At 69.7% G+C, this 20,204-nt stretch carries 18 protein-coding genes and 1 pseudogene; 8 read left to right on the plus strand and 11 right to left on the minus strand.

Annotated elements, in window-relative coordinates; genetic code table 11:
• The first annotated feature begins 57 nt into the window (after positions 1-57).
• The 4 genes from ftsZ to AC07OZ_RS15405 all read left to right on the plus strand — a co-directional run bounded on the left by ftsZ (position 58) and on the right by AC07OZ_RS15405 (position 4,818).
• Complete coding sequence (gene ftsZ, locus AC07OZ_RS15390) at positions 58-1,293, plus strand: cell division protein FtsZ (protein WP_495467956.1); 1,236 nt, start codon at positions 58-60, stop codon at positions 1,291-1,293.
• A 261-nt stretch (positions 1,294-1,554) separates the two neighbouring features.
• A complete protein-coding gene (locus tag AC07OZ_RS15395) occupies positions 1,555-3,654 on the plus strand; it encodes a sensor histidine kinase (RefSeq protein WP_495467957.1) in 2,100 nt (699 codons plus the stop codon).
• Positions 3,655-3,677: 23 nt separating this feature from the next.
• Positions 3,678-4,613, plus strand: a complete 936-nt coding sequence (gene lpxC, locus AC07OZ_RS15400; RefSeq protein ID WP_067276923.1) for a UDP-3-O-acyl-N-acetylglucosamine deacetylase — start codon at positions 3,678-3,680, stop codon at positions 4,611-4,613.
• 19 nt (positions 4,614-4,632) lie between these two features.
• Complete coding sequence (locus AC07OZ_RS15405; RefSeq protein WP_495467958.1) at positions 4,633-4,818, plus strand: hypothetical protein; 186 nt, start codon at positions 4,633-4,635, stop codon at positions 4,816-4,818.
• Positions 4,819-4,917: 99 nt separating this feature from the next.
• On the opposite strand, the gene AC07OZ_RS15410 is transcribed toward AC07OZ_RS15405, so the two are convergent.
• From AC07OZ_RS15410 to AC07OZ_RS15435, 6 genes are all read right to left on the minus strand, one after another.
• Positions 4,918-7,839: a PKD domain-containing protein gene (locus AC07OZ_RS15410; RefSeq protein ID WP_495467959.1), complete on the minus strand. Its 2,922-nt coding sequence runs from the start codon at positions 7,837-7,839 to the stop codon at positions 4,918-4,920.
• Between the two features lie 152 nt (positions 7,840-7,991).
• Positions 7,992-9,842 carry an ABC transporter ATP-binding protein gene (locus tag AC07OZ_RS15415; protein ID WP_495467960.1) on the minus strand — a complete coding sequence of 617 codons (1,851 nt, stop codon included), beginning with the start codon at positions 9,840-9,842 and terminating at the stop codon, positions 7,992-7,994.
• Positions 9,829-11,586, minus strand: a complete 1,758-nt coding sequence (locus tag AC07OZ_RS15420; RefSeq protein ID WP_495467961.1) for an ABC transporter ATP-binding protein — start codon at positions 11,584-11,586, stop codon at positions 9,829-9,831. Before AC07OZ_RS15420 ends, AC07OZ_RS15415 begins: the two co-directional genes overlap by 14 nt.
• Before the next feature lie 149 nt (positions 11,587-11,735).
• Positions 11,736-12,683 carry an anti-sigma factor family protein gene (locus AC07OZ_RS15425; RefSeq protein ID WP_495467962.1) on the minus strand — a complete coding sequence of 316 codons (948 nt, stop codon included), beginning with the start codon at positions 12,681-12,683 and terminating at the stop codon, positions 11,736-11,738.
• A 10-nt stretch (positions 12,684-12,693) separates the two neighbouring features.
• Entirely contained in the window at positions 12,694-13,227 is a 534-nt protein-coding gene (locus AC07OZ_RS15430; protein ID WP_495467963.1) for an RNA polymerase sigma factor, read from the minus strand.
• Between the two features lie 31 nt (positions 13,228-13,258).
• The gene (locus AC07OZ_RS15435; RefSeq protein ID WP_495467964.1) at positions 13,259-13,636 is read right to left on the minus strand and encodes a COG4315 family predicted lipoprotein; all 378 of its coding nucleotides are present in this window, start codon (positions 13,634-13,636) and stop codon (positions 13,259-13,261) included.
• A 179-nt stretch (positions 13,637-13,815) separates the two neighbouring features.
• Between AC07OZ_RS15435 and AC07OZ_RS15440 the strand changes: the two genes are divergently transcribed.
• Positions 13,816-14,154 (plus strand): DUF805 domain-containing protein, encoded by a 339-nt coding sequence (locus AC07OZ_RS15440; RefSeq protein WP_495467965.1) that lies wholly within the window; start codon positions 13,816-13,818, stop codon positions 14,152-14,154.
• Between the two features lie 42 nt (positions 14,155-14,196).
• Here the strand turns inward: AC07OZ_RS15440 and AC07OZ_RS15445 are convergent, their stop codons facing one another.
• On the minus strand, positions 14,197-14,394 hold the full coding sequence (locus AC07OZ_RS15445) for a type II toxin-antitoxin system HicA family toxin (RefSeq protein ID WP_495467966.1): 198 nt from the start codon (positions 14,392-14,394) through the stop codon (positions 14,197-14,199).
• 5 nt (positions 14,395-14,399) lie between these two features.
• Positions 14,400-14,678 (minus strand): DUF1902 domain-containing protein, encoded by a 279-nt coding sequence (locus AC07OZ_RS15450; protein WP_495467967.1) that lies wholly within the window; start codon positions 14,676-14,678, stop codon positions 14,400-14,402.
• A gap of 193 nt (positions 14,679-14,871) precedes the next feature.
• On the opposite strand from AC07OZ_RS15450, the gene AC07OZ_RS15455 reads away from it, so the two are divergent.
• Complete coding sequence (locus AC07OZ_RS15455) at positions 14,872-15,381, plus strand: cupin domain-containing protein (RefSeq protein WP_495467968.1); 510 nt, start codon at positions 14,872-14,874, stop codon at positions 15,379-15,381.
• Positions 15,382-15,406: 25 nt separating this feature from the next.
• On the opposite strand, the gene ruvC is transcribed toward AC07OZ_RS15455, so the two are convergent.
• Genes ruvC through AC07OZ_RS15470 form a run of 3 tightly spaced genes read right to left on the minus strand, consistent with a single transcriptional unit; the run spans position 15,407 to position 17,588 of the window.
• Positions 15,407-15,955, minus strand: coding sequence for a crossover junction endodeoxyribonuclease RuvC (ruvC, locus tag AC07OZ_RS15460; RefSeq protein WP_495467969.1), 549 nt, complete (start codon positions 15,953-15,955; stop codon positions 15,407-15,409).
• Positions 15,956-15,975: 20 nt separating this feature from the next.
• Complete coding sequence (locus AC07OZ_RS15465) at positions 15,976-16,962, minus strand: phosphatidate cytidylyltransferase (RefSeq protein WP_495467970.1); 987 nt, start codon at positions 16,960-16,962, stop codon at positions 15,976-15,978.
• Complete coding sequence (locus AC07OZ_RS15470) at positions 16,959-17,588, minus strand: lysophospholipid acyltransferase family protein (RefSeq protein WP_495467971.1); 630 nt, start codon at positions 17,586-17,588, stop codon at positions 16,959-16,961. The genes AC07OZ_RS15465 and AC07OZ_RS15470 overlap by 4 nt, the downstream gene beginning before the upstream one ends.
• Positions 17,589-17,740: 152 nt before the next feature.
• On the opposite strand from AC07OZ_RS15470, the gene AC07OZ_RS15475 reads away from it, so the two are divergent.
• The gene (locus AC07OZ_RS15475; RefSeq protein ID WP_495467972.1) at positions 17,741-19,390 is read left to right on the plus strand and encodes a hypothetical protein; all 1,650 of its coding nucleotides are present in this window, start codon (positions 17,741-17,743) and stop codon (positions 19,388-19,390) included.
• A 569-nt stretch (positions 19,391-19,959) separates the two neighbouring features.
• Positions 19,960-20,204, plus strand: a pseudogene (locus AC07OZ_RS15480) (hypothetical protein); the annotation flags it as partial.

The raw sequence follows: 20,204 nt of genomic DNA on the forward strand, positions 1-20,204 counted from the left end.
TGGATCCCACTTCTATTTTGCTGATGGCAGCTGCACAATATGGACAGGAGGTTTGATATGGCGATCGAGATGATCGAAGAGTTTGATCAAGGCACCCAGATCAAGGTGATCGGCGTGGGCGGCGGCGGCGGCAACGCGGTCGAGCACATGATCAGCCAAGGTGTCCAGGGCGTGGAATTCATCGTGGCCAACACGGATGCCCAAGCCCTGAATCGCTCCAAGGCCGATCAACTCCTGCAACTGGGCCATACCGGCCTGGGCGCCGGTGCGAAACCCGAGGTCGGCAAAACCGCCGCCGAGGAAGCCGAGGCGCGCATCCGCGAATCCATCACCGGCGCGCACATGCTGTTCATCACCGCCGGCATGGGCGGCGGGACCGGCACCGGTGCCGCGCCCGTGATCGCCCGCGTGGCCAAGGAAATGGGCATCCTGACCGTCGGCGTGGTCACCAAGCCGTTCGAGTTCGAAGGCAACCGCCGCGGCAAGGCCGCGGACCTGGGCCTGCAGGAACTCGAGGCCAACGTGGACTCGCTGATCGTCGTGCTGAACGACAAGCTGCTGGAAGTGCTGGGCGATGACGTCACGCAGGACCAGGCCTTCGCGCACGCCAACGACGTGCTGAAGAACGCGGTCGGCGGCATCTCCGACATCATCCACATGCCGGGCCTGGTCAACGTCGACTTCGAAGACGTGAAGACCGTGATGAGCGAGCCGGGCAAGGCGATGATGGGCACGGCCGTCGCGGCCGGTCCGGACCGCGCGTCCAAGGCCGCGGAAGGCGCTGTCGCCTGCCCGCTGCTGGAAGGCATCGATCTGTCCGGCGCGCGCGGCGTGCTGGTGCTGATCGCGGCCAGCCGCAACAACTTCAAGCTGGCCGAGAGCCGCAACGCGATGACCGCGATCAAGCGCTACGCCGCTGAAGACGCGCACATCATCTACGGCACCGCCTACGACGAATCGCTGGGCGACCAGCTGCGCGTCACCGTGATCGCGACCGGCCTGAGCCAGCGCGCCGCGGCGCGCCAGCAGCCGCAGCTGGTCGTGCAGCAGCCGCAGCTGCGCACCGGCACCGACAACATGCCGGTGCTGACGCAGCCGGTGGTGATGCCGGGCTCGGCCGCCGCGCAAGGCACGCCGGCCGCCGCGCCCATGTCCTCGACGGACTTCGGCGGCATGAGCGTGCCCAGTGTCTGGCGCCACGGCCGCACGGCCGCGGCCAAGGTCGAGGCCCTGTCGTCCAACGGCATGGACGAGATCGAGATCCCGGCCTTCCTGCGCAAGCAGGCGGACTGAGACCGACCGCTCTCGAACGCCATCAGCTTCAAGGCCGTACCCGCATCGGGTACGGCCTTTTTTCGTCTCGCGGTCGTCGGGGTGGCGATGGCGGATGCCCGCATTCAAGGGGCCCGGAGGCTCTTGTTGCAAATGAACGCTCGTGCCGTTCGGTGAACTTCGGCACACTGGCGCGCGATCACAAGACAGAGCGGATGCATGGTCCACGGTGAGGTTGGGGAAACGACGTCGACCGCGCGCGCGCTTCGGGCGCGAGCGTGGGTGCGACGTCCGTCCACGCCGTGGCTGATCGCGTTGCTGGCCAGTCTGGTCCTCGCGCTGTTCGCATTGATGCCCGACGTGGGACGCGCGCAAGGCGGTCAGGCCGCGCATGCGACCCACGCGGGACCGCCAGCGCAGGTCGCGCGCGCGTCGCCGCTCGGACCCGCGAGGCCGGTGCCCGAGGCGGCGACGCCTCCCCGCGCGCAGCGTGCGACCGAGGCGGAGGTCGCCACCAGCGACTGGACCCAGGATCAGCTCAAGGCCTGGTGGCGCGCGCTGCGCGTCATGGACGGCGCGAACGGGGCGCTGCCGCAGGGGCTGCTGCCGCCGGAGGATCCGGCGTCCTGGCAACCGGTCCTGCTGCCCGAGGTCCAGCAGCGCGAGGCCACGCAGAACACGAGCGACGCGCGCTTCCAGATGCGCTGGTACCGCGTCCGCTACGCCGCGCCGAACGGCCGCTGGCCGACCAGCGTCGCGCTCTACATGCCGCGGCTGGTGGCGCTGGCGGCGGCGGTGCTGGTGAAGACCGACGACGGCTGGCGGCCGGTCTTCGACAACCAGTCCGGCGCGCGCGAGCAGTGGGTGCGGCCGCTGTGGGTGGTCCTGCCGGCGGCGCTGACCGAGATCCAGCAGGCGCGCGAGATCGAGGTCGTCATCGCGGTGCCGGTGATGCAGGCCGGCTACTACTCGGTGTCCAGCGTGTGGCTGGGCGCGCGCGAGGACCTCGAGCCGCGGCACGACCGCCGCTGGGTGCTGCAGATCGGCGTGCCGCAGGCCACCGGGCTGACGCTGGTGACGCTGGGGCTCTTCGCGCTCGTGCTGTGGGTGAAGCGGCGCGAGGATTCCTCCTACCTGCTGTTCTCGCTGGCTACCGTCGCCTGGCTGGTCCGCAACCTGCACTACCACCTGGACCTGCCGCGCACGCGCGACGCGCTCGAATGGTTCTGGTGGGTCACGCACGCGTCGATGTCGTGGGTGATGCTGCTCACCTTCCTCTTCGCGCTGCGCTTCGCTCAGCAGCGCTTCTCCCGCTTCGAGCGCGGCATCGCGCTCTTCGTGCTGGTGTCCAGCCTGGCGGCCATGCCACTGTGGGGCAACGGCTTCGACGCGCTGGTGCTGCTGCACATCTGCAACGCGGTCGTGGGCCTGGCGGGCACGGGCTTCGTGGCCAGCGTGGCCTGGCGCCAGGGCACGCGCGAGCTGCGCGTGATGGCCGCGGCGCTGGTGATCGGCGTCGTGCTGGGCGTGCACGACCTGGGGCTGCTCGCAGGCTGGTGGTGGCCGGAGCACATCTACCTGATGCCCTTCGCGACGCTGGTGATCCTGGCGAGCTTCCTGTACGCGGTGCAGTTCCGCTACATCGAGGCACTGCGGGGCGTGGAGCGCGCCAACGGGGAGCTCGGGCAGCGCCTGGAGGAGCAGAGCGTGCAATTGAGCGCCCAGCACGACAAGCTGCGCGAGGTCGAGCGCCAGCAGGCGCTGCTCCTGGAGCGGCAGCGGATCATGCAGGACATGCACGACGGGCTGGGCTCGTCGCTGCTGTCGGCGATGGTGGCGGTGGAGCAGGGCACGATGCCGCAGGAGCAGGTCGTGACCGTGCTGCGCGAATGCGTGGACGACCTGCGGCTGGTGATCGATTCGCTCGAACCCGTCGGCCACGACATCGTGTCGCTGCTGGCGACGATGCGCTACCGGCTGGGCAAGCGGCTGCAGCTGGGCGGGCTCAAGCTGGAGTGGGACGTGCACGACCTGCCGACGCTCGAGTGGCTGGAGCCGCCCGACGCGCTGCACGTGCTGCGGCTGATGCAGGAGGCGCTGACGAATGCGCTGAAACACGCGAGAGCGTCCCGGGTGAGGGTGGTGACACGAGATCTCGGCAAGCGCGTGGAGATCCGTGTCGAGGACGACGGCGAGGGCTTCGACGTCGCCTCGATCGCGCAGGGCCGCGGGCTGCGCGGGCTGCAGCGGCGAGCGAAGGTGTTGGGCGGTTCGCTCCGGGTGGACAGCAGCCCCGGGCACGGCACGGTGGTGACCTTGCGGCTGCCGGTGGCGGTGGCCGATCACGAGGCCGTCATCCAGGCCGGCGTCCAGCAGGGTTGACCCCGATTTGGGACAATGCACGCATGATCAAGCAACGCACCATCAAATCGCTGACCCGCGCGGTCGGGGTCGGCATCCACAGCGGCCAGAAGGTGGAGATCACGCTGCGTCCGGCCGCGCCCGGCACCGGCATCGTGTTCCGGCGCGTCGACCTGGCGCAGCCGGTCGACATCCCGGTGAACACGCACAGCGTCTGCGACACGCGCATGGCCACGACGATCAGCCCGCAGGGCGATCCGGGCCAGCCCAAGGTGCAGACGATCGAGCATCTGCTCTCGGCCTGCGCGGGCCTGGGGCTGGACAACCTGCTGATCGACATCAACGCGGACGAGGTCCCGGTGCTGGACGGTTCGGCGGCGAGCTACGTCTTCCTGCTGCAGTCCGCGGGCATCGAGTTGCAGAACGCGCCCAAGCAGTTCCTGCGGGTGAAGAAGCCGGTGGAGGTGCGCAAGGGCGAGGGCAAGAGCCTGATGTGGGCCAAGCTGGTGCCGCACCACGGCTACACGCTGAGCTTCCAGATCGAGTTCGACAACCCGGCGGTGTCGGCGACGGGCCAGCAGTACGTCTTCGACATGGGCAGCGGCCAGTACAAGCGCGAGATCGCGCGGGCGCGCACCTTCGGCATGACCAAGGACATCGAGCTGATGCGTTCGCGCGGGCTGACGCTGGGCGGCAGCATGGACAACGCGATCGTGGTGGACGACTACCGCGTGCTGAACGCCGAGGGCCTGCGCTACGACGACGAGTTCGTGAAGCACAAGATCCTGGATGCGATCGGCGACATGCAGGTCGTGGGGCATCCATTGCTGGCGGCGTACACCTCGTTCAAGGGCGGGCACGCGCTGAACAACCTGCTGCTGCGCGAGCTGCTGTCGGACGCCGAGGCGTACGAGATCGTGACCTTCGAGGACGAGCGCGAGGCGCCGGCGGGGTTCGCCGAGCTGGCGCCGGCGTGGTGAGCCCGAAGGACCGCTGACAGTGCTCGTCTTCCGTCTCGTCTTCGCGCTGCTGCTGGCGGCAGGTCTGCTGTGCTTCGCCATCTACATCGGCACGAAGCAGCCCATCTGGCGCCGGCGCGGCATCCTGCTGATCAAATGGACCGTGATCGCCGGCATCGGTTTCTTCGCGGTGCTGATCCTGGAGCGGCTGGTGCTGCTGGTGTGACCGCCGCGGCGAACGCCGCGCCGCATCAATGAGAAAGGGCCGCCGGAGTGATCCGGCGGCCCTTTCCTCATGGGCGGCATGAGCCGCCGCCGCGCCCGCTCAGCGCGTGATGATCGAGTACGTGACGCCGGCGTCGCCCGCCGTGGCGCTGCCCACCTGCACCAGGACCACGTGACGTCCCATCGCGCTGTGGAACACCCGCATCGCGTAGCTCTGCCGTCCGCCGATCTGCGGCAGCGCCAGATCGGTGTCGGGCAGGAACAGGCCGCTCGTGTACCGCTTGTAGCTCGACGGGTAGGTCGACGTGTTCCCATCGACGATCAGCGTCTCCTCCGTCGCGGCGAAGTTGCTCAGGCTGGCGACACCGGTGGTGAGGCCGCTCACCCGACCCGCGTGGCGCAGATCGCTGGTCCGGAAGTAGTTGCCGGACCAGGTGAACACGTAGTCCTCCGACTGCGTCAGATGGAGTGGCGACCCCAGCGCGTAGTCGCCGTGGTACGGGCCGTCGCTCATCGATGTGATCCGGTGCGTGGCCGGGTCGAACACGAAGTAGTGCAGGTCCGTCGGCGTGCCGTCGTTGCCGTCGACGATCCCCTTGTTCAACTTGCTCACGAAGACGCCGTTCGTGGAGGTGCCGGCCATGTAGCCGGCGTCGGTGTTGGCGGGAACCACGTCGCCGGTGCGGCCGTTCAGCATCTTGAGCGGCTGGTTGAAGGCGAAGTCGCGCTTGCAGCAGGCCATGACGTAGCCGGCGTCATCGACCATCACCGAGTTCCAGACGCCCAGGGTCGACGAGGTGCGGATCAGGGTGACGGTCTGCAGGTCGATCAGGCTGACGGCGCCGCTGTGCAGCGCGGCGGCCAGCTTGCCGTCCGCGCTGACGGCCAGGGCGCTGGCCGCGGCCGGCAGGGCGACCGACTCGACGGTCCCGGTGAAGGGGTCGACGAGGCGCAGGCTGTTCGGGTTGGTGCTCAGGATCACCAGCTTGTCGAGCCCGGCGTCATACCGCGCGTCGATCGGCGTGAAGGTGAGCGGCACGCTGCTGGCCTGTGCCGCCAGGACCCGCACTTCGACCGCGGCGCTGTGGACGAGGCGGCCGTCCGACACGGAGACCGTCGCGACATAGGTGCCGGCCATGTCGGGCACGAAAGCGAGCGCCGCCTGGTTCGGGCTGGCGATCGTCGCTGCGCTGCCGGTCGGCCGCGCGTCGAGTGTCCAGCTGTAGCTCAGGGCATCCCCGTCACGGTCGAAGCTGAGGGCCGCCGATGCGCGCGCGGTGTCGCCGGCCAGCACCGTGAGGCGCGATCGGTCGATCACCGCGACCGGGGCGTCATTCCCGACGTTGACGGTGATCGAGCGTTCGGAGAAGGCACCGGCCGGGTCCGTCACCCGCAGGCGGAACACGAAGGCGCCATCCGCGTCCACGGTGATGGTCGGGTTGGCGGCGCTGGACGACGACAGCGCCGCGGCGCTGCCGGCCGGTCCGCTGTCGAGGGTCCACAGGAAGGTCAGCGGATCGCCGTCGGCATCGAGGCTGTTGCCGCCGCGCAGCGTGAGCTGCGTGTTGCGCGGCACGCGGATGCTCGGCGCCGAGGGCAGGGCCTGCGGCGTGGCGTTGGTCGAGATCGCGGCCACGGGACGGCGGTTGTTGACGCGGACCAGAATGGCGGACGTGGTGCTGGCACCCCGGGCGTCGATGACCGTCAGTTGCAGCACATAGTCGCCGAGCAGGTCCGGCGACAAAGTGACCGCGATGGCCGTGGACGACGACAGCGTCGCGGCGCTGCCGGCAGGCGTGCTCAGCAGGTCCCAGCGGCGGCTGGACAGGTTGTTGTCGGGGTCCGAGGACGGGGTGCTGTCCAGCTGGTAGATGTAGCCCACCGTGGCGTTGAAGATCTGGTAGCCCTGGCCCTGCGCCACCACCGGCGTCACCGATTCCACCACCACCGGCACCGGCGCGCGGTTGTCGGCGGTGAAGGTATGGATGGATTCATAGGAGGCGCGGCCGTCGCTGCCGGTGACCTTGACGCGGTAGGTGCCGCCGAGGTCGGCGACGAAGCGCGCCTTCCTGCTGCCGTCCAGGACCAACGATGCGGTGCTGCCGGCGGGCTTGTCCATGAACGCGAAACCGACGGACACCGTGTCGCCGTCCGGATCGGTGCTGGCGGTGGCGTCCACCAGCACCGACGCACCGACCGTGAGGGTCAACGGCGCCGCCTGCGCCGGCACCACGGTGAAGGTGGGCACCACGGTCGCGCTGGGCATCGGCGCGCGGTTGTCGGCTGTCAACGGATAGGTGGTCTCGAAGCTGGCGCGGCCGTCGCTGCCGATGACCTTGACGCGGTAGCTGCCCAGCAGGTCGATGTCCAGGCGCGCGCGCTTGCCGTCGATCACGAGGGCGGCCGAGCTGCCGGCCGGTCGGGCGACGAGCTCGTACCGGATCGTCACCGCATGCCCGTCCGGGTCCGTGCTGCCCTCGGCGTTGAAGAGGGCCGTGCCGCCGACGCTGACGCTCTGCGCGGCCTGCTCGGTGGGGGTGGCTGTGAAACTGGGTTCGACCACCACGTTGCCGGTCGGCGGCCGGTTGTCGACGGCGATGGACAGCTGCTGCGTCGTCTGACCGCCGCGGCCGTCGTTCAACTTGAGCGCGACGGTGTAGGTCCCGATGGCATCGGGCGAGAACTGCAGGGTCTTGGCCTTCGTGTCGGTCAGCGTGACGGCGCTGCCCTCGGGCTTGGCGACCAGGCTCCATTCGAAGCTCAGGGCGTCGCTGTCGGGATCGCTGCTGGCGCTGGCGTCCAGGCGGACGATGCCGCCCAGGGTCACGCCGAGACCGATGCCGCCGGCCGCCGCGGCGCGCACGTCGCCGCTGCCCAGGATGCTGGCCTGCGGCGGCTTGTTGTTCGCGACCGGCGCGGCGGTCTCCGCGGCGCCGCCGCCACCGCCGCCACAGGCGCTCAGCGCGGACAGGACGACGGCAGCCAGCAGGGCGCGACGCGCCCCGCGAAGGAATCGATGCATGAGGAGAGCTCCCTGAACGCCGCGAGATCTGACGCCTCGGGCGCCGCGGATTCTAGGGAAACGGGCGCCTTTCGCCCCGACCTGAACGCCGGGTTCGCACCCCTCATTCGCGGAGGGTCAGTCCATGCCTGTGCGATCTGCGCCTCCCCGGCTCACTCCTCCAACGCCTGCAACTGCACCAGCCGCTGGTAGATCCCGCCATCGATCGCCATCAGCTCGTCGTGCGTGCCGCGCTCGTCGAGGTGACCGTGGTTCAGCACCACGATCTGGTCGGCCTCGCGGATCGTCGACAGCCGGTGCGCGATCGCGATCACCGTGACCTGGCCCCGCAGGGCGCGCAGCGCCTCGCCGACCTGCGCTTCCGTGGCGCTGTCGATGTTGGCCGTCGCCTCGTCGAGCAGCAGGATGCGCGGATCGCCGGCCAGCGCCCGCGCCAGCGCGATCAGCTGCTTCTGCCCCGTCGACACCGCCAGCCCGCCGTCGCCCAGCCGGCTGTCGTACCCCTGCGGCAGCGCGCTGAGGAACTCATGCGCGCGCGACGCGCGAGCCGCCGCCTCGATCTTCTCGTCGGAGATCGCGCGCCCCATGCGGATGTTCTCGCGCACGCTGCCGGCGATCAGGTAGGGCTCCTGCGGCACCAGGCCGAGCGCGGCGTGGAAGGTCTCGTCGGGCAACTGGTCGAGCGGCAGGCCGTCGATCAGGATGCGCCCCTGCTGCGGCTGGTAGAAACGCAGCAGCAGCGCCAGTAGCGTCGACTTGCCCGAACCCGTGTGGCCCGCGATGCCGACGAAACTGCCGGCCGGAATGTCGAGGTCCAGGTCCCGCAGCACCGGCTGCTCCGGCTTGTAGGCGAACTGCAGGTGCTCGAAGCGGATCGCACCCGCGCCGACGACGAGATCGGGCCGGTAGGAACGCGGCTCACAGGGCTCGCGCAGCAGCGCCCGCACGCGCGACGCGGCCACCAGCGCCTGCTGCAGCTGGCTGAACTGCATCGTGATCTGGATCAGCGGCTCGACGACGCGCGCGATGTACGCGAGGAACGCGTACAGCAGACCGACTTCCAGGCCCGACAGCTCGCGCAGCCCGAAGCCGTAGATCACCGTGACGATCAGCAGCACGTTGAGCAGGTCCAGCGCCGGCCGCAGCAGCCAGGCGTTGGCGCGCAGCTCCTGCACGCGCGCCTCCAGCTGCGCCCGGTTCGCGGTCTCGTAGCGCGCCGCGAAGCGCTGCGCCGCGCCGGCCGACTGCAGCATCGCCATGCCCGCCATGCTCTCGGCCATCTGCGCGTTGAGCTCGGCGCGCAGTGCGCGGGCCCGCTGCACCGGGCCGCTGCTGGCGCGCTGGTAGAGCCAGATGATCCCGGAACTCGCCGGCACCAGCGCCAGCACGATCAGCATCAGCCGCCAGTCCAGCCACGCCATCGCCACCAGCGCGCCGGCCACGACGATCGTCGAGTCCAGCATCACGAACAGGACCTGGCGGTACAGGTTGTTGACCGCGTCGGTGTCGTTGGTGATGCGGCTCAGCAGCTGGCCGGTGATGCTGCGGTCGAAGAAGGCCATCGGCTGCGCCAGCACGTGCGCGTAGACCTGCTCGCGCAGGCGCAGCACCGAGCGCCGCGCGACCGAGGCCATGCGCCGCAGCTGCGCGTAGCGCAGCAGGCTCGCGGTCCAGCCCGCGAGCAGCATGGCGCCCAGCAGCAGCGCCATCGGGCCGAGGTCGAAGTTGCGCGTCAGCACATGCGCATCGATGAAATGCTTGCCGAGGATGGGCCCGATCGCTTCGAGCGCCGCCGCGACGACCAGCCAGCCCAGTCCCTTCACCAGCCCGCGGCGCTCCGGCGCGGCGGCCTGCGCGAGCAGCGCCAGCGCTTCGCGCGGCGAGTGGTCGTTCCTGGCGCTCTCGGCGCCCTGAACGTTCGGGGCGCTCCGCACGCCTTGCGCGTTCTTCGCCTCGCGCGCGGTCTTGCCGTCCTTGCCGGACGCGGTCTCAGGCGGCGTCAAGGCTGGCCTCCAGTTGTTGGTAGCGCCACTGGCCGGCATACCAGCCGCCCAGCGCGAGCAGCTCGTCATGACGGCCGCGCTCGACGATGCGCCCCTGCTTCAGCACGACGATCTCGTCGGCCTCCATCACCGCCGACAGGCGATGGCTGACGACGGCGAGGCTGCGCTCGGGATGCCGTTGGCGCAGTTCGCGCCAGTGGTCGAGGATCTGCGTCTCGGTGCCGCTGTCGACGGCCGACAGCGCATCGTCCAGCAGCAGCACCGGGGCCTCGGCCAGCAGCGCGCGTGCGATCGCGACGCGCTGGCGCTGGCCGCCGGACAGCGTGACGCCGCGCTCGCCCACCAGCGTCTCATAGCCCTGCGGCAAGCGCGCGATGTCGTCGTGCACGGCGGCGAGTTCGGCCACGGCCAGGATCTGCTCGCGCGTCGCGTCCGGACGGGCGAGGGCGATGTTGTCCGCGACCGAGGCCGAGAACAGGAAGGGCTCTTGCGGCACCCAGGCGAGCGTGCGCCGCAGCGCATCGAGACGGATCTCCGGCGCGGGGATGCCGCCCAGGCGCACGGTGCCCGCGTCGGGTTCGTACTGCCGCAGCAGCAGCCGCAGCAGCGTCGACTTGCCCGAGCCCGTCGCGCCGACGATGCCCAGCGTGCGGCCCGGCGGCAGAGTCAGCACGATGTCCTCGAGCGTCGCCCGTGTCATGCCCGGATAGTGGAAGGAGACGTGGTCCCACGTGATGCCGGCGTGCGCGGGCACATCGCCCGTGCCGGTATCCACCAGACCGACCGGCGCGTCCAGCACCGGCTGCAGGCGCGACCAGGCGGCGCGTCCGCGTTCCAGCAGCGACAGCACCCAGCCCGCCGCGAACATCGGCCAGATCAACTGGCCGAGGTACATGGTGAACGCGGTCAACTGGCCGATGCTGATGACGTCCGTGCCGACCAGCCATGCGCCGGCGCCGAGCGCGATCACCGTCGCCGCGCCGAGCGACAGCCCGACGGCGGGTTCGAACATCGCCTCCCAGCGCTGCGCCTGGAAGGCGGCGTCGCCGGCCTCGCGGGCCAGTTCGCCGAACTGCTCGCGGCTGCGGCGCACGAGGCCCAGCGCCCGCACCGTGCGCACGCCGGCGAGGCTGTCCTGCACCTGCTGGTTCAGCGTCGAGAAGCGCTTCAGCGAGTCGGCGGAGGCCACATGGATCCGCGACGAGATGCGCCAGAACGCGTAGGCCATCAGCGGGAAGGGCACGAGCGCGGCCAGTCCCAGCCGCCAGTCGACGCTGATCGCCATCATCCCGAGCACCAGGATCAGCGTCAGCGAGCCGTCGAAGGCGGCGAGCAGCGCCTCGCCCGCAGCCATCTCGATCGCGTCGACGTCGTTGGTCGCCAGCGCCATCAGGTCGCCGGTGCGCTGCGCGTGGAAGAACGCCGGGCCCTGATTCGTCAGCTGGGCGTACAGCCGCATGCGCAACTGGCGGCCGAGTTCGTAGGCGGTGCGGAACAACGCCAGCCGCCAGCCGACGCGCAGCAGGTAGATCGCGAGACCGGCGAGCACGAGCAGGCCGAGCTGGCCGACCAGGTCCCAGCCAGCGATGCGGTGCGACACCAGGGCGTCGACGACATGGCCGACCTGCCGCGGGATCCAGACCGTCAGGACGGCGATGGTGCTGAGCATCAGCGCGCTGGCCGCGTAGGGCCGCCAGTGGCCGCGGATGTGGCCGAGGATCAGGCGTGAGAGGGACGACGACATGGCGGCGCATCCTACCCGCCGGGTCCTGACCGCCGGAAGGTCAGGGCCATGGCCCGGGCGAGCCGCAAGCGAGTTTCAAGCGAGCCTCAAGCGAGCCTCAAGCGAGCCTCAAGCGAGCCTCAAGCGAGCCTCAAGCGAGCCTCAGGCGCTCAGGGCGATGACGACGCCCGCGCGATCATGCCGATGCGCGCGTGGACCAGATCGGCCAGCACGCGCAATCTGCGCTCGTCGAAGCTGCCGCTCAGCGCATAGGCGAGCTTGCCGTCGATCCAGTAGAGGCTGCGCGTGGTCTGGCCCGCCTCGACGCGGCGCATCAGGCGGAAGGCCACGGGTGCCTCGGGCGAGCTCGCGCCGGTGCTGACGTAGAGCGTGAAGCGCTCGCCGGCCTCGTTCTCGTACATGAACTGCGCGCGGGCCAGCGCCGCACCGGCCGACGCGGATGTGCCGGCGGATGCGCCGGCGGATGCGGTGAGGGAGGCGTCATCGCTGGCGGGCAGCAGGCGGCCCCCGACCAGCTTCCAGCCGTAGTCGCGCAGTACCGGCGCATACAGCGGCTGGCCGAGCCGCTTGCTCAGCCACTGCATCAGGTGGTCGGCCTGGTCCGCGCCGACTTCGACGGGGTGGCGTTTCTCGGGCTGGTAGACGGCGTGCGCGATGGCGGCATCGCGGACGTATTCGGGAATCGACGGATCGCGGCCGGCGGCGCGCGCGGCCGCGTCGGCGGCGGCCATCGCCGCGGCCTCCTTCTTGCCGTACCACCAGGCATGACCGCCCCAGCCGCCGGCGACACCGGCGCCGAGTCCGACGGCCAGCAGCAGTGCCGCCGCCCAGGCGCGCGGCCAGCGCGACGCGTTCGCGGCGGTCGGCGCTTGCGGGCGCAGCGCGGAGGTGAGTGAGGGGGGCACGGGCTCGTCGAGCCAGTCGCGGTGCAGCGCCTTCAGCGACTCGCGCTGTTCGCGCCAGCCGAGCACCTGCTGTGCGGCGCGCGGGTGGCGCAGCAGCCAGTCCGCCACCCGCGCGGCGCGTTCGGGCGGCAGTTGTTCGTCCACATACGCGTGGAGAGTGGATTCGTCGAAGTCGATGTCGTCGGGCGTCATGGTGCGGCGCTCATTTCACCACCCGCAGTGGCGGGCGGCCCGGTGCCGCGCCGTCCATCGACAGGCGCAGCCGTTCGCGGGCGCGGGACAGCCGCGACATCACCGTGCCCATCGGCACGTCCAGCACGCGGGCGGCGTCTTGGTAGCTGAGTTCCTCGACGCAGACCAGCAGCAGGATCTCGCGCGCGGTCGCCGGCAGGGCCGCCAGCGCCCGTTCGAGATCGAGCCGCATCGCGACACGCTGCTGCGGTTCTTCGATGGCCGGTTGCGGGGCGTCGTCTTCGTCCAGCGAATCGTGCAAGGCCTCGCGCGCGTCGCGCCGCTGGTTCAGGTAGAGGCGGTGCATCAAGGTCAGCAGCCAGTTGCGCAGGGCGTCCTGGCGCGTGGGGCCGGGCTCGGCATGGAACAGCGCGCCCTTGCGGGCGGCGCGTTCCAGCGTGTCCTGCAGCAGGTCGTCCGCCCGGGCGTGGTCGCCGCACAGCAGCCGCGCGTGGCGGCGCAGGCGGGGAAGCAGCGGGAGCGCTTCGTCGAGGACCAGGGGCATGGGCGGGACGATCTGCAGGTCAGGGCGGTGCTCAGGGTTTCGCGGTGTGCCAGACCTGGTTGACGCCGTCGCCGCTGCGCTCGCCGGGCTTGGCGTCCTTGGCCCAGAAGTACAGGGGCTTGCCCTTGTAGGCCCATTGCTTGGAGCCGTCGTCGCGGGTCACGATGGACCAGTCGCCGGCGGCCTTGTCCTCGGCGCGGGCCATCAGCGGCGGCCAGTTGGTGGCGCAGCCGCCGTTGCACACGCTCTTGCCGCTGCCGGCGGTGTCCTTGTCGAAGGTGTAGAGCGTCATGTCGTTGGGGCCGACCAGCGCGTCGCCCTTGGCGGTCGCGGGGGCGGACTGCGCGGCGGCGAGGCCGGCGGCGGCCATCAGGATGGCGGCGGCGGTGAGCTTCAAGGTCTTCTTCATGCGGAGTCTCCTGGGTTGAGATCAGGTGGTGGGTATTGCATGAACACGGTGGGCGGCCCACTTATTCCAACTGACTTTCGTCCACCCTCCGAGGGATCGCCACGCCGGGGGCAGGCCCTTAGGATCCGGTGGTCCCCGATCCGGGGGCGTCCATGTTCACACGAGAGAGAGGGAGTGCCATGAATTTCGGCGATTCGATCCAGACCTGCCTGCGCAAGTACGCGGATTTCAGCGGGACCGCGAGCCGGTCCGAGTACTGGTGGTACGTGCTCTTCGTGGTGCTGGGGTCGGCGATCCTGGGCGTGATCTCGAACAAGCTGAGCGTGGTCTTCTCGCTGCTGACGCTGCTGCCGTCCCTCGCCGTGGCGGCGCGCCGGCTGCACGACATCGACCGCAGCGGCTGGTGGCAACTCATCGGCTTCGTCCCGCTGATCGGCTGGATCGTGATGATCTACTGGCTCGTCCAGCCGAGCCAGCCCAACCGGTATGGCGCGGGCGCGGCGACGACGACGGTGTGATGGCAGTACGCGGCCGGGTCCAGAGATGGGACTGGTCGCAAATCAGAAGCGCTTGGCAAGTCCGGCCTGCTGAAGTACCGCGTTCGCGGTGTGACGAGACTTGATCTTGTGATCCACCGGAAAACGAAGAAGACTCGTTGGGGAGTACCAGATGTCATGGTCTCCCTTTCCGTGGCGCACGAATTGGCATCCCGCAGCGCGCAGCATCCGGACCAGCTCCGGAGTGAAGCTGGCGACCATGTGATTCAGCGGGCGTGAATTTGCGCCACGCTCACGCGTCGCGCGAGCAGTTCCATCGACAGTTCCGGGCCGTCGGGAAGGCGGCCGTTGGCCTCGAGCAATTCGGGCACGAGGACTTTCAGCTTCGCTTCGAGCGCCTCGAGCGTGTCCGCTTCAGTGGCAAGACCTGGCACGTCGTCCGACGTGGCAACCCAGACCGATACCTCGGGGTCCCATTCAGCCTGGATGAGCAGTGGGCGGTTCATTCGCGGATCGTACGCCACCATCATTTGGATCGAATGCATGCGTTGACTCCAGCGGTCAGTGGTTTCTTGGGGGTTTCCGGCACGAGGGCGGACGCCGAAGTCACAGATGCTAGGAGGGCCGGTCGCCGGCGTCATTGACTTCGGTTTGCCGAAGATGGGGGGGACAAGCTAGCCTGTGATCCCGAGTTCAAGTGATCTCGCCCCCGACTTCGTCGCGCAAGGAGACCCCAGCATGACCGATCGCGCCCAGGCGCTTGCCGCCCAGCTGATCCGCAACTTCCATGAAGCCGAGCTGACCTCGTTCAAGCGGGAGCCGCTGTATGAGTCCCGCTTCGCGCGCCTGGCGCGCGGGACCGCCGCGCGCAAGCTCGGCGCGTCCTACGACATCGTCGAGCCCGGCAAGACCACCTGCCCGTACCACCTGCATTACGCGCAGGAGGAGATGTTCATCGTCCTCGAGGGCAGCGGCACGCTGCGCGTCGCCGGCGAGCGCCTGCCGATCAAGGCCGGCGACGTGATCTTCATCCCCGCGGGGCCCGACTACCCGCATCACATCATCAACACCTCGGACGCGCCGATCCGCTACCTCTCCATCAGCACGATGGAACAGCCGGAGATCTGCGTCTACCCGGACTCCAACAAGTTCATGGCCGAGCATGGTCCCGACAAGGCGGATCGCCCCTTCGAGGCCATCCGCAAGGTGGGCGAGGGCGACCTCGACTACTGGCAGGACGAGCCCTGAATCCGGCCGCCCGGCTCAATGCGGCTCAATAGGTCCGCGAGCCCTTGAACTGCGCGTGCTGGCGCCGCTGCAGCGTCGTCTGCTTGCCCATCGCCTCGAAGGACACGCGCGCATGCGCGTCCATGATCGCGATGCCCAGCGCGTCGGCCGCGTCCTTGCCCGGCTCGCCGGGCAGGCTCAGCAGCCGCGCCACCATCGCCTGCACCTGCGACTTCGCCGCGCCGCCGTGCCCGGTGATGGCCTTCTTCATCTGCACCGCGGTGTACTCCGACACGTGCAGGTCGCAGGACACCAGCGCCGTCAGCGCCGCGCCGCGCGCCTGCCCCAGCAGCAGCGTGGACTGCGGGTTCACGTTGACGAAGATGATCTCCACCGCGGCGCAGGTCGGCTGGTAGCGCGACACCACCTCGCGGATGCCGTCGTAGAGGATCTTCAGCCGCCCCGGCAGGTCGCCGGTGGGCAGCGCGTTGGTCTTGATCGTGCCGCTGGCCACATACGCCAGCCGCGGCCCGTCCGAGTCGATGACCCCGAAGCCGGTCGTCTGCAGGCCGGGGTCGATGCCGAGGATGCGCATGCCGTCGCCTCCTTCAAGGGTCAGGTGCCGGCGCGGAAATACCACCGCACCGAATGGAAGAACACCGGCGCCGCGAAGCACATCACCGCGATGCGGTCCAGCAGCCCGACCGCGCCCGTGATCGCGCTGCGGTTGCCCCAGGCGTTGATGCCCGCGTCCCGCTTGAGCGCCTGCATCACGAACACGCCGAAGCTGCCGCAGCCCGCCGCGACGAACGCGGCGATCGCCGCCTGGCCCGCCTTGAACGGCGTGATCCAGTACAGCAGCGCCCCCGCGAGCGCCGCCGCGAACGCGCCTATCCACCACGCCTTCATCGTGAACGAGCGGCTGATCCGGCGCGCCACCGGCTTGGCGCGGAAGCGGCTGGTCGCCATCGCCTGCGCGATCTGGCCGCAGGCCACCACGGCCACCAGGAAGAACAGCAGGAAGGCGCCGCGGCCCTCGTACTTCGGGATCTCCAGCAGCAGCAGCGCCGGCGCGTGCGACAGGCCGTAGACGCACACCATGATGCCCCACTGGATCTTCGAGTTGCGTTCGAGGAAACGTTGCGGATCGTCCGCCAGCGCGCTGGCCACCGGGATCGCGAGGAACCCGTAGACCGGGATCAGCACCGAGAACAGGTCGAAGTGGCGCGTCCCCACCAGCACGTACTGCAGCGGCAGGATCACGAAGAAGGCCATGATCAGCCCGCGATGGTCGGCGCGGCGGGTGTGCAGCAGCGTGATGAACTCGCGGAAGGCCAGGAACGAGAACACCGCGAACAGCAGCGTCGCGCCGACCGGTCCGGAGACCCACGCGGCCCAGAACAGGCAGGCGCCGACCCAGACCATGTTGAGCTCGTGGCGGAAGCGCGCCCAGCGCGCCTGCCAGGCTTCCTGTTCATCGTCGGGGCGCTCGCGCAGCGACCACAGCACCGAGCCGATGCTCACCAGCAGCAGCGCGCCGAACAGCACGACGAACAGGAAGGCCACCTGCTCGCCGCTGTTCAAGGATTTGAGCCACCTCATTCCTTCCACCCTCCGGGACGCAGCGCCATCACCGCGGCGCGGGCGCGTTCCAGGAAGGCGCGCTTGTCCTCGCCGGGCTCGATCCGGATCGGCGCGCCGAAGGTGACCGTGCACAGGATGGGCACCGGCACGATCTCGCCCTTGGGCATGACGCGCTGGACGTTGTCGATCCAGGTGGGGATGAGCTGCACGTCGGGGAACTGTTCGGACAGGTGGTAGAGGCCGGCCTTGAAGGCCTGCGGCGCGCCCTTGTTGGAGCGCGTGCCCTCCGGGAAGATGACCAGCGAATCGCCGCCCTGCAGCGTGTCGACCAGCGGCTCGAGCGGATCCTCGTCGGGCGTGGCGCGCGTGCGGCTCACGTAGACCGCGTTGAACACGGCGCTCGTGAGCCAGGTCTTGAGTCTGGAACTGGTCCAGTAGTCGCGCGCGGCGATCGGGCGGGTCCGCGCGCGCAGTTCGCCGGGCAGCGAGGCCCAGATCAGCACCCAGTCGAAGTGGCTCTGATGGTTGGCGAAGTAGATGCGTTGTTCGGACGTCGGGGGACAGCCTTTCCAGTGTCCCTGCGCGCCGGTGATCAGGCGCGCCAGCCAGGACAGGAACAGGCCGGTGATTTCGGCAAGGACCATGCGGCGGATTATCCCGGACTGTGGATGAGGCGATTCCAAAGCTCAAATGAGTCAGTGGAGTTGCCTTCGATGGCCTTGATGAGTCATCGCGTTCGAGGGGCGGATGTCTGGACACTGCGAGCACGCCTTCCCTCTCGTCAACGGACACTTCGATGAGCACCCAGACACCAGCCCCCCTCCTGGCGCGGACGCCCGCCGCGCCCGCCTCTTCCCTCCAGCCACCGGCGCCTTCCGGCCGACGCGCGGCAACGATCCTTCAGGCGGATGACACCGTCGCCGCAGTGCCCGAGGACGGCAGCCCTGGCGACGTGACGTCGCAGGAGCCGCCGTCGACCGAGGAGCCACTCGCGCCCGCGCTCACGCCCGCGCCCGCGCTGGTGTCGGCCTCGGATGTCGTCGCGAGTGATGCGGCGGCGGACGCCAAGGCCGAAGACACCGCGTGCCGGCAGATCCATGTCGACGGCACGGAGGGCGATTGCAGCCCGGGTCTTGTATGGCCGTGGATGGTCGCTGGTGCAGCGGTCCTGCTGGCCGGGTCTGGCGGTCACGGCAGCGAGGACCACACCCCCGTTGGCGTGCAGCCGCCCCTCACACCGGTGGCCCCCATCACACCGGTGGTCCCCATCACGCCGGTGACGCCTCCCGTGCCGGTGACACCCCCCACGCCAGTGGTCCCCGTCGTCCCGGCGCACCCCGACGTGCACGCGCCGACGCTGACGCTGGCGCACGACAACGGCGCGCTGACGAACGACGGCTTGACCAACGACGGGACGGTCGCCGTCTCCGGCCTGGCGCCGGGCGCGACCTGGTTCTATCGGGTGAACGACGCGGCCGGCTGGACCCAGGGCCAGGGCGACCTCGTGCCGGGCAGCGCGCTGGTCGCGGGCCAGAACGTGATCGAGGCCTACCAGGTCGGCGCCGACGGCCAGCATGGGCCGTCGAACAGCCTGGCCGTGACACTGGACCTCGCACCGCCGGAGGCACCGTTGCCGGAGACGAGCAACGGCCTGCCGTTGATCAATGCGCAGGACAGTCTGCTCATCCATCGGCTGGAAGACGCCAAGATCTGGGAGTACCGGATCGATGGCGGCGCCTGGGTCGGAGGGAAGGGCGACTCGCTGGCGACAGACGCGTTGCACGAAGGCAGCCAGACCGTCGACGTGCGCCAGACCGACCTGGCCGGCAACGTGAGCGAGGTCGCCACGCTCGCGGTCACCCTGGACTCCGTCGCACCGGACGTCCTGCAGGCAAGCGTCCACAGGCAGGATGGCACCGCGGCGGCAGGCAACCTGATCAATGCCAGCGGTCAGGTGTCGCTCGACAACCTGGAGGCGAATGCCACCTGGGAGTTCAAGCTCAACGGCGACGACCATTGGCGCCCGGGCTCGGGCACGCAGTTGCCGACTGCCTTGCTGGCGGAAGGGACCAATGCCGTGGACGTCCGGCAGATCGATGCCGCCGGCAATGCGGGCGCGGAGCGGACGACGGCGGTAGTGCTGGACACCATCGCGCCCGTCGCCCCGACCCTGAAGAAGGTGTTCCCCGGCACGCTGGACAGTCTGGCGGACCATGTCGACGTGACGCAGCTCGAATCCGGCTCGACGTGGTGGTACCGGGTGGACCGGCAGGGCGATTGGGTCCAGGGCAGCGGTTCCGCCGTGTCGGTCGATGTGTTCGTGGATCCCCCCGATACCTTGAGGTATCACACCTTGGAGGTCTATCAGATCGACGCTGCGGGCAACCAGGGTCTGGCGGCGTCCACGCAAGTCAAGACCTGGACCCCGCCGCCAGCCGGCATCTGACGCCGCCGGCACGCCGAGTGCCGGTTTGCGCCGGTCGATCAGCACGCCCCGCTTCGCGGGGCGTTTTCATTTCTCGCATGACGAGCTGGGGCGGCTGCACATGGCGCGCGGGGCGCGTCGCTGGAGGACCCGGTCTGATGTGTCGGCCCGAGGTTCCACTCAAGTAGGTTGGTTTCAAGAGAAATCACACAAGAACCGGTCATCGTCTTCGATGGGTGGATCCCAAGACACTGGGGGCCTTCTCCCTATTTCCGTTACCCAGCAAGCCGATGACGACCCCGATCCCTGTTCAAGCCAAAGCCGATACGACGAGCGCGAGCGCGAGCGCGATTCCGCCGGCGCCCGCGGTGTTACCCGTTCCCGCCAAGTCCCCTCGCGCCGGAGCCCCGACTCCCAGCACTACCCGTGCCCCCCAGGACCGCCAGCCCGACGATGCGATGGCGACGGAAAGGGCGGACGGCGGAGGCGAGGTGCGCGGCGCCACCGATGCGCCTGAGCCGAGTGGTGATGCGCCTCCCCCGACTGCGGGCGAAGCAGGCCGCGTTGCCGGTGCCGACGTCCGCGCCGATGTGGATGCGGACGCAGACGCGGCGACGCGCCAGGCGGAGTCGTGCCGACAGATCCGCGGCGACGGCACGGAGGAGGATTGCAACCAGTCCGCCGTGTGGCCGTGGATGATCGCGGGCGCCGGCGTGCTGCTGGCCGGCGCGGCGGATGCCGGCGCTCACGGCAGCGCCAGCCCGGCCAGCGACAGCCATGCGACGGCCGCCGCGCCGGTTCCGCCGCCGGCTCCTGCTCCGGCGCCGGCTGCGGG

This window comes from Roseateles sp. GW821-FHT09G03, from assembly GCF_059416045.1.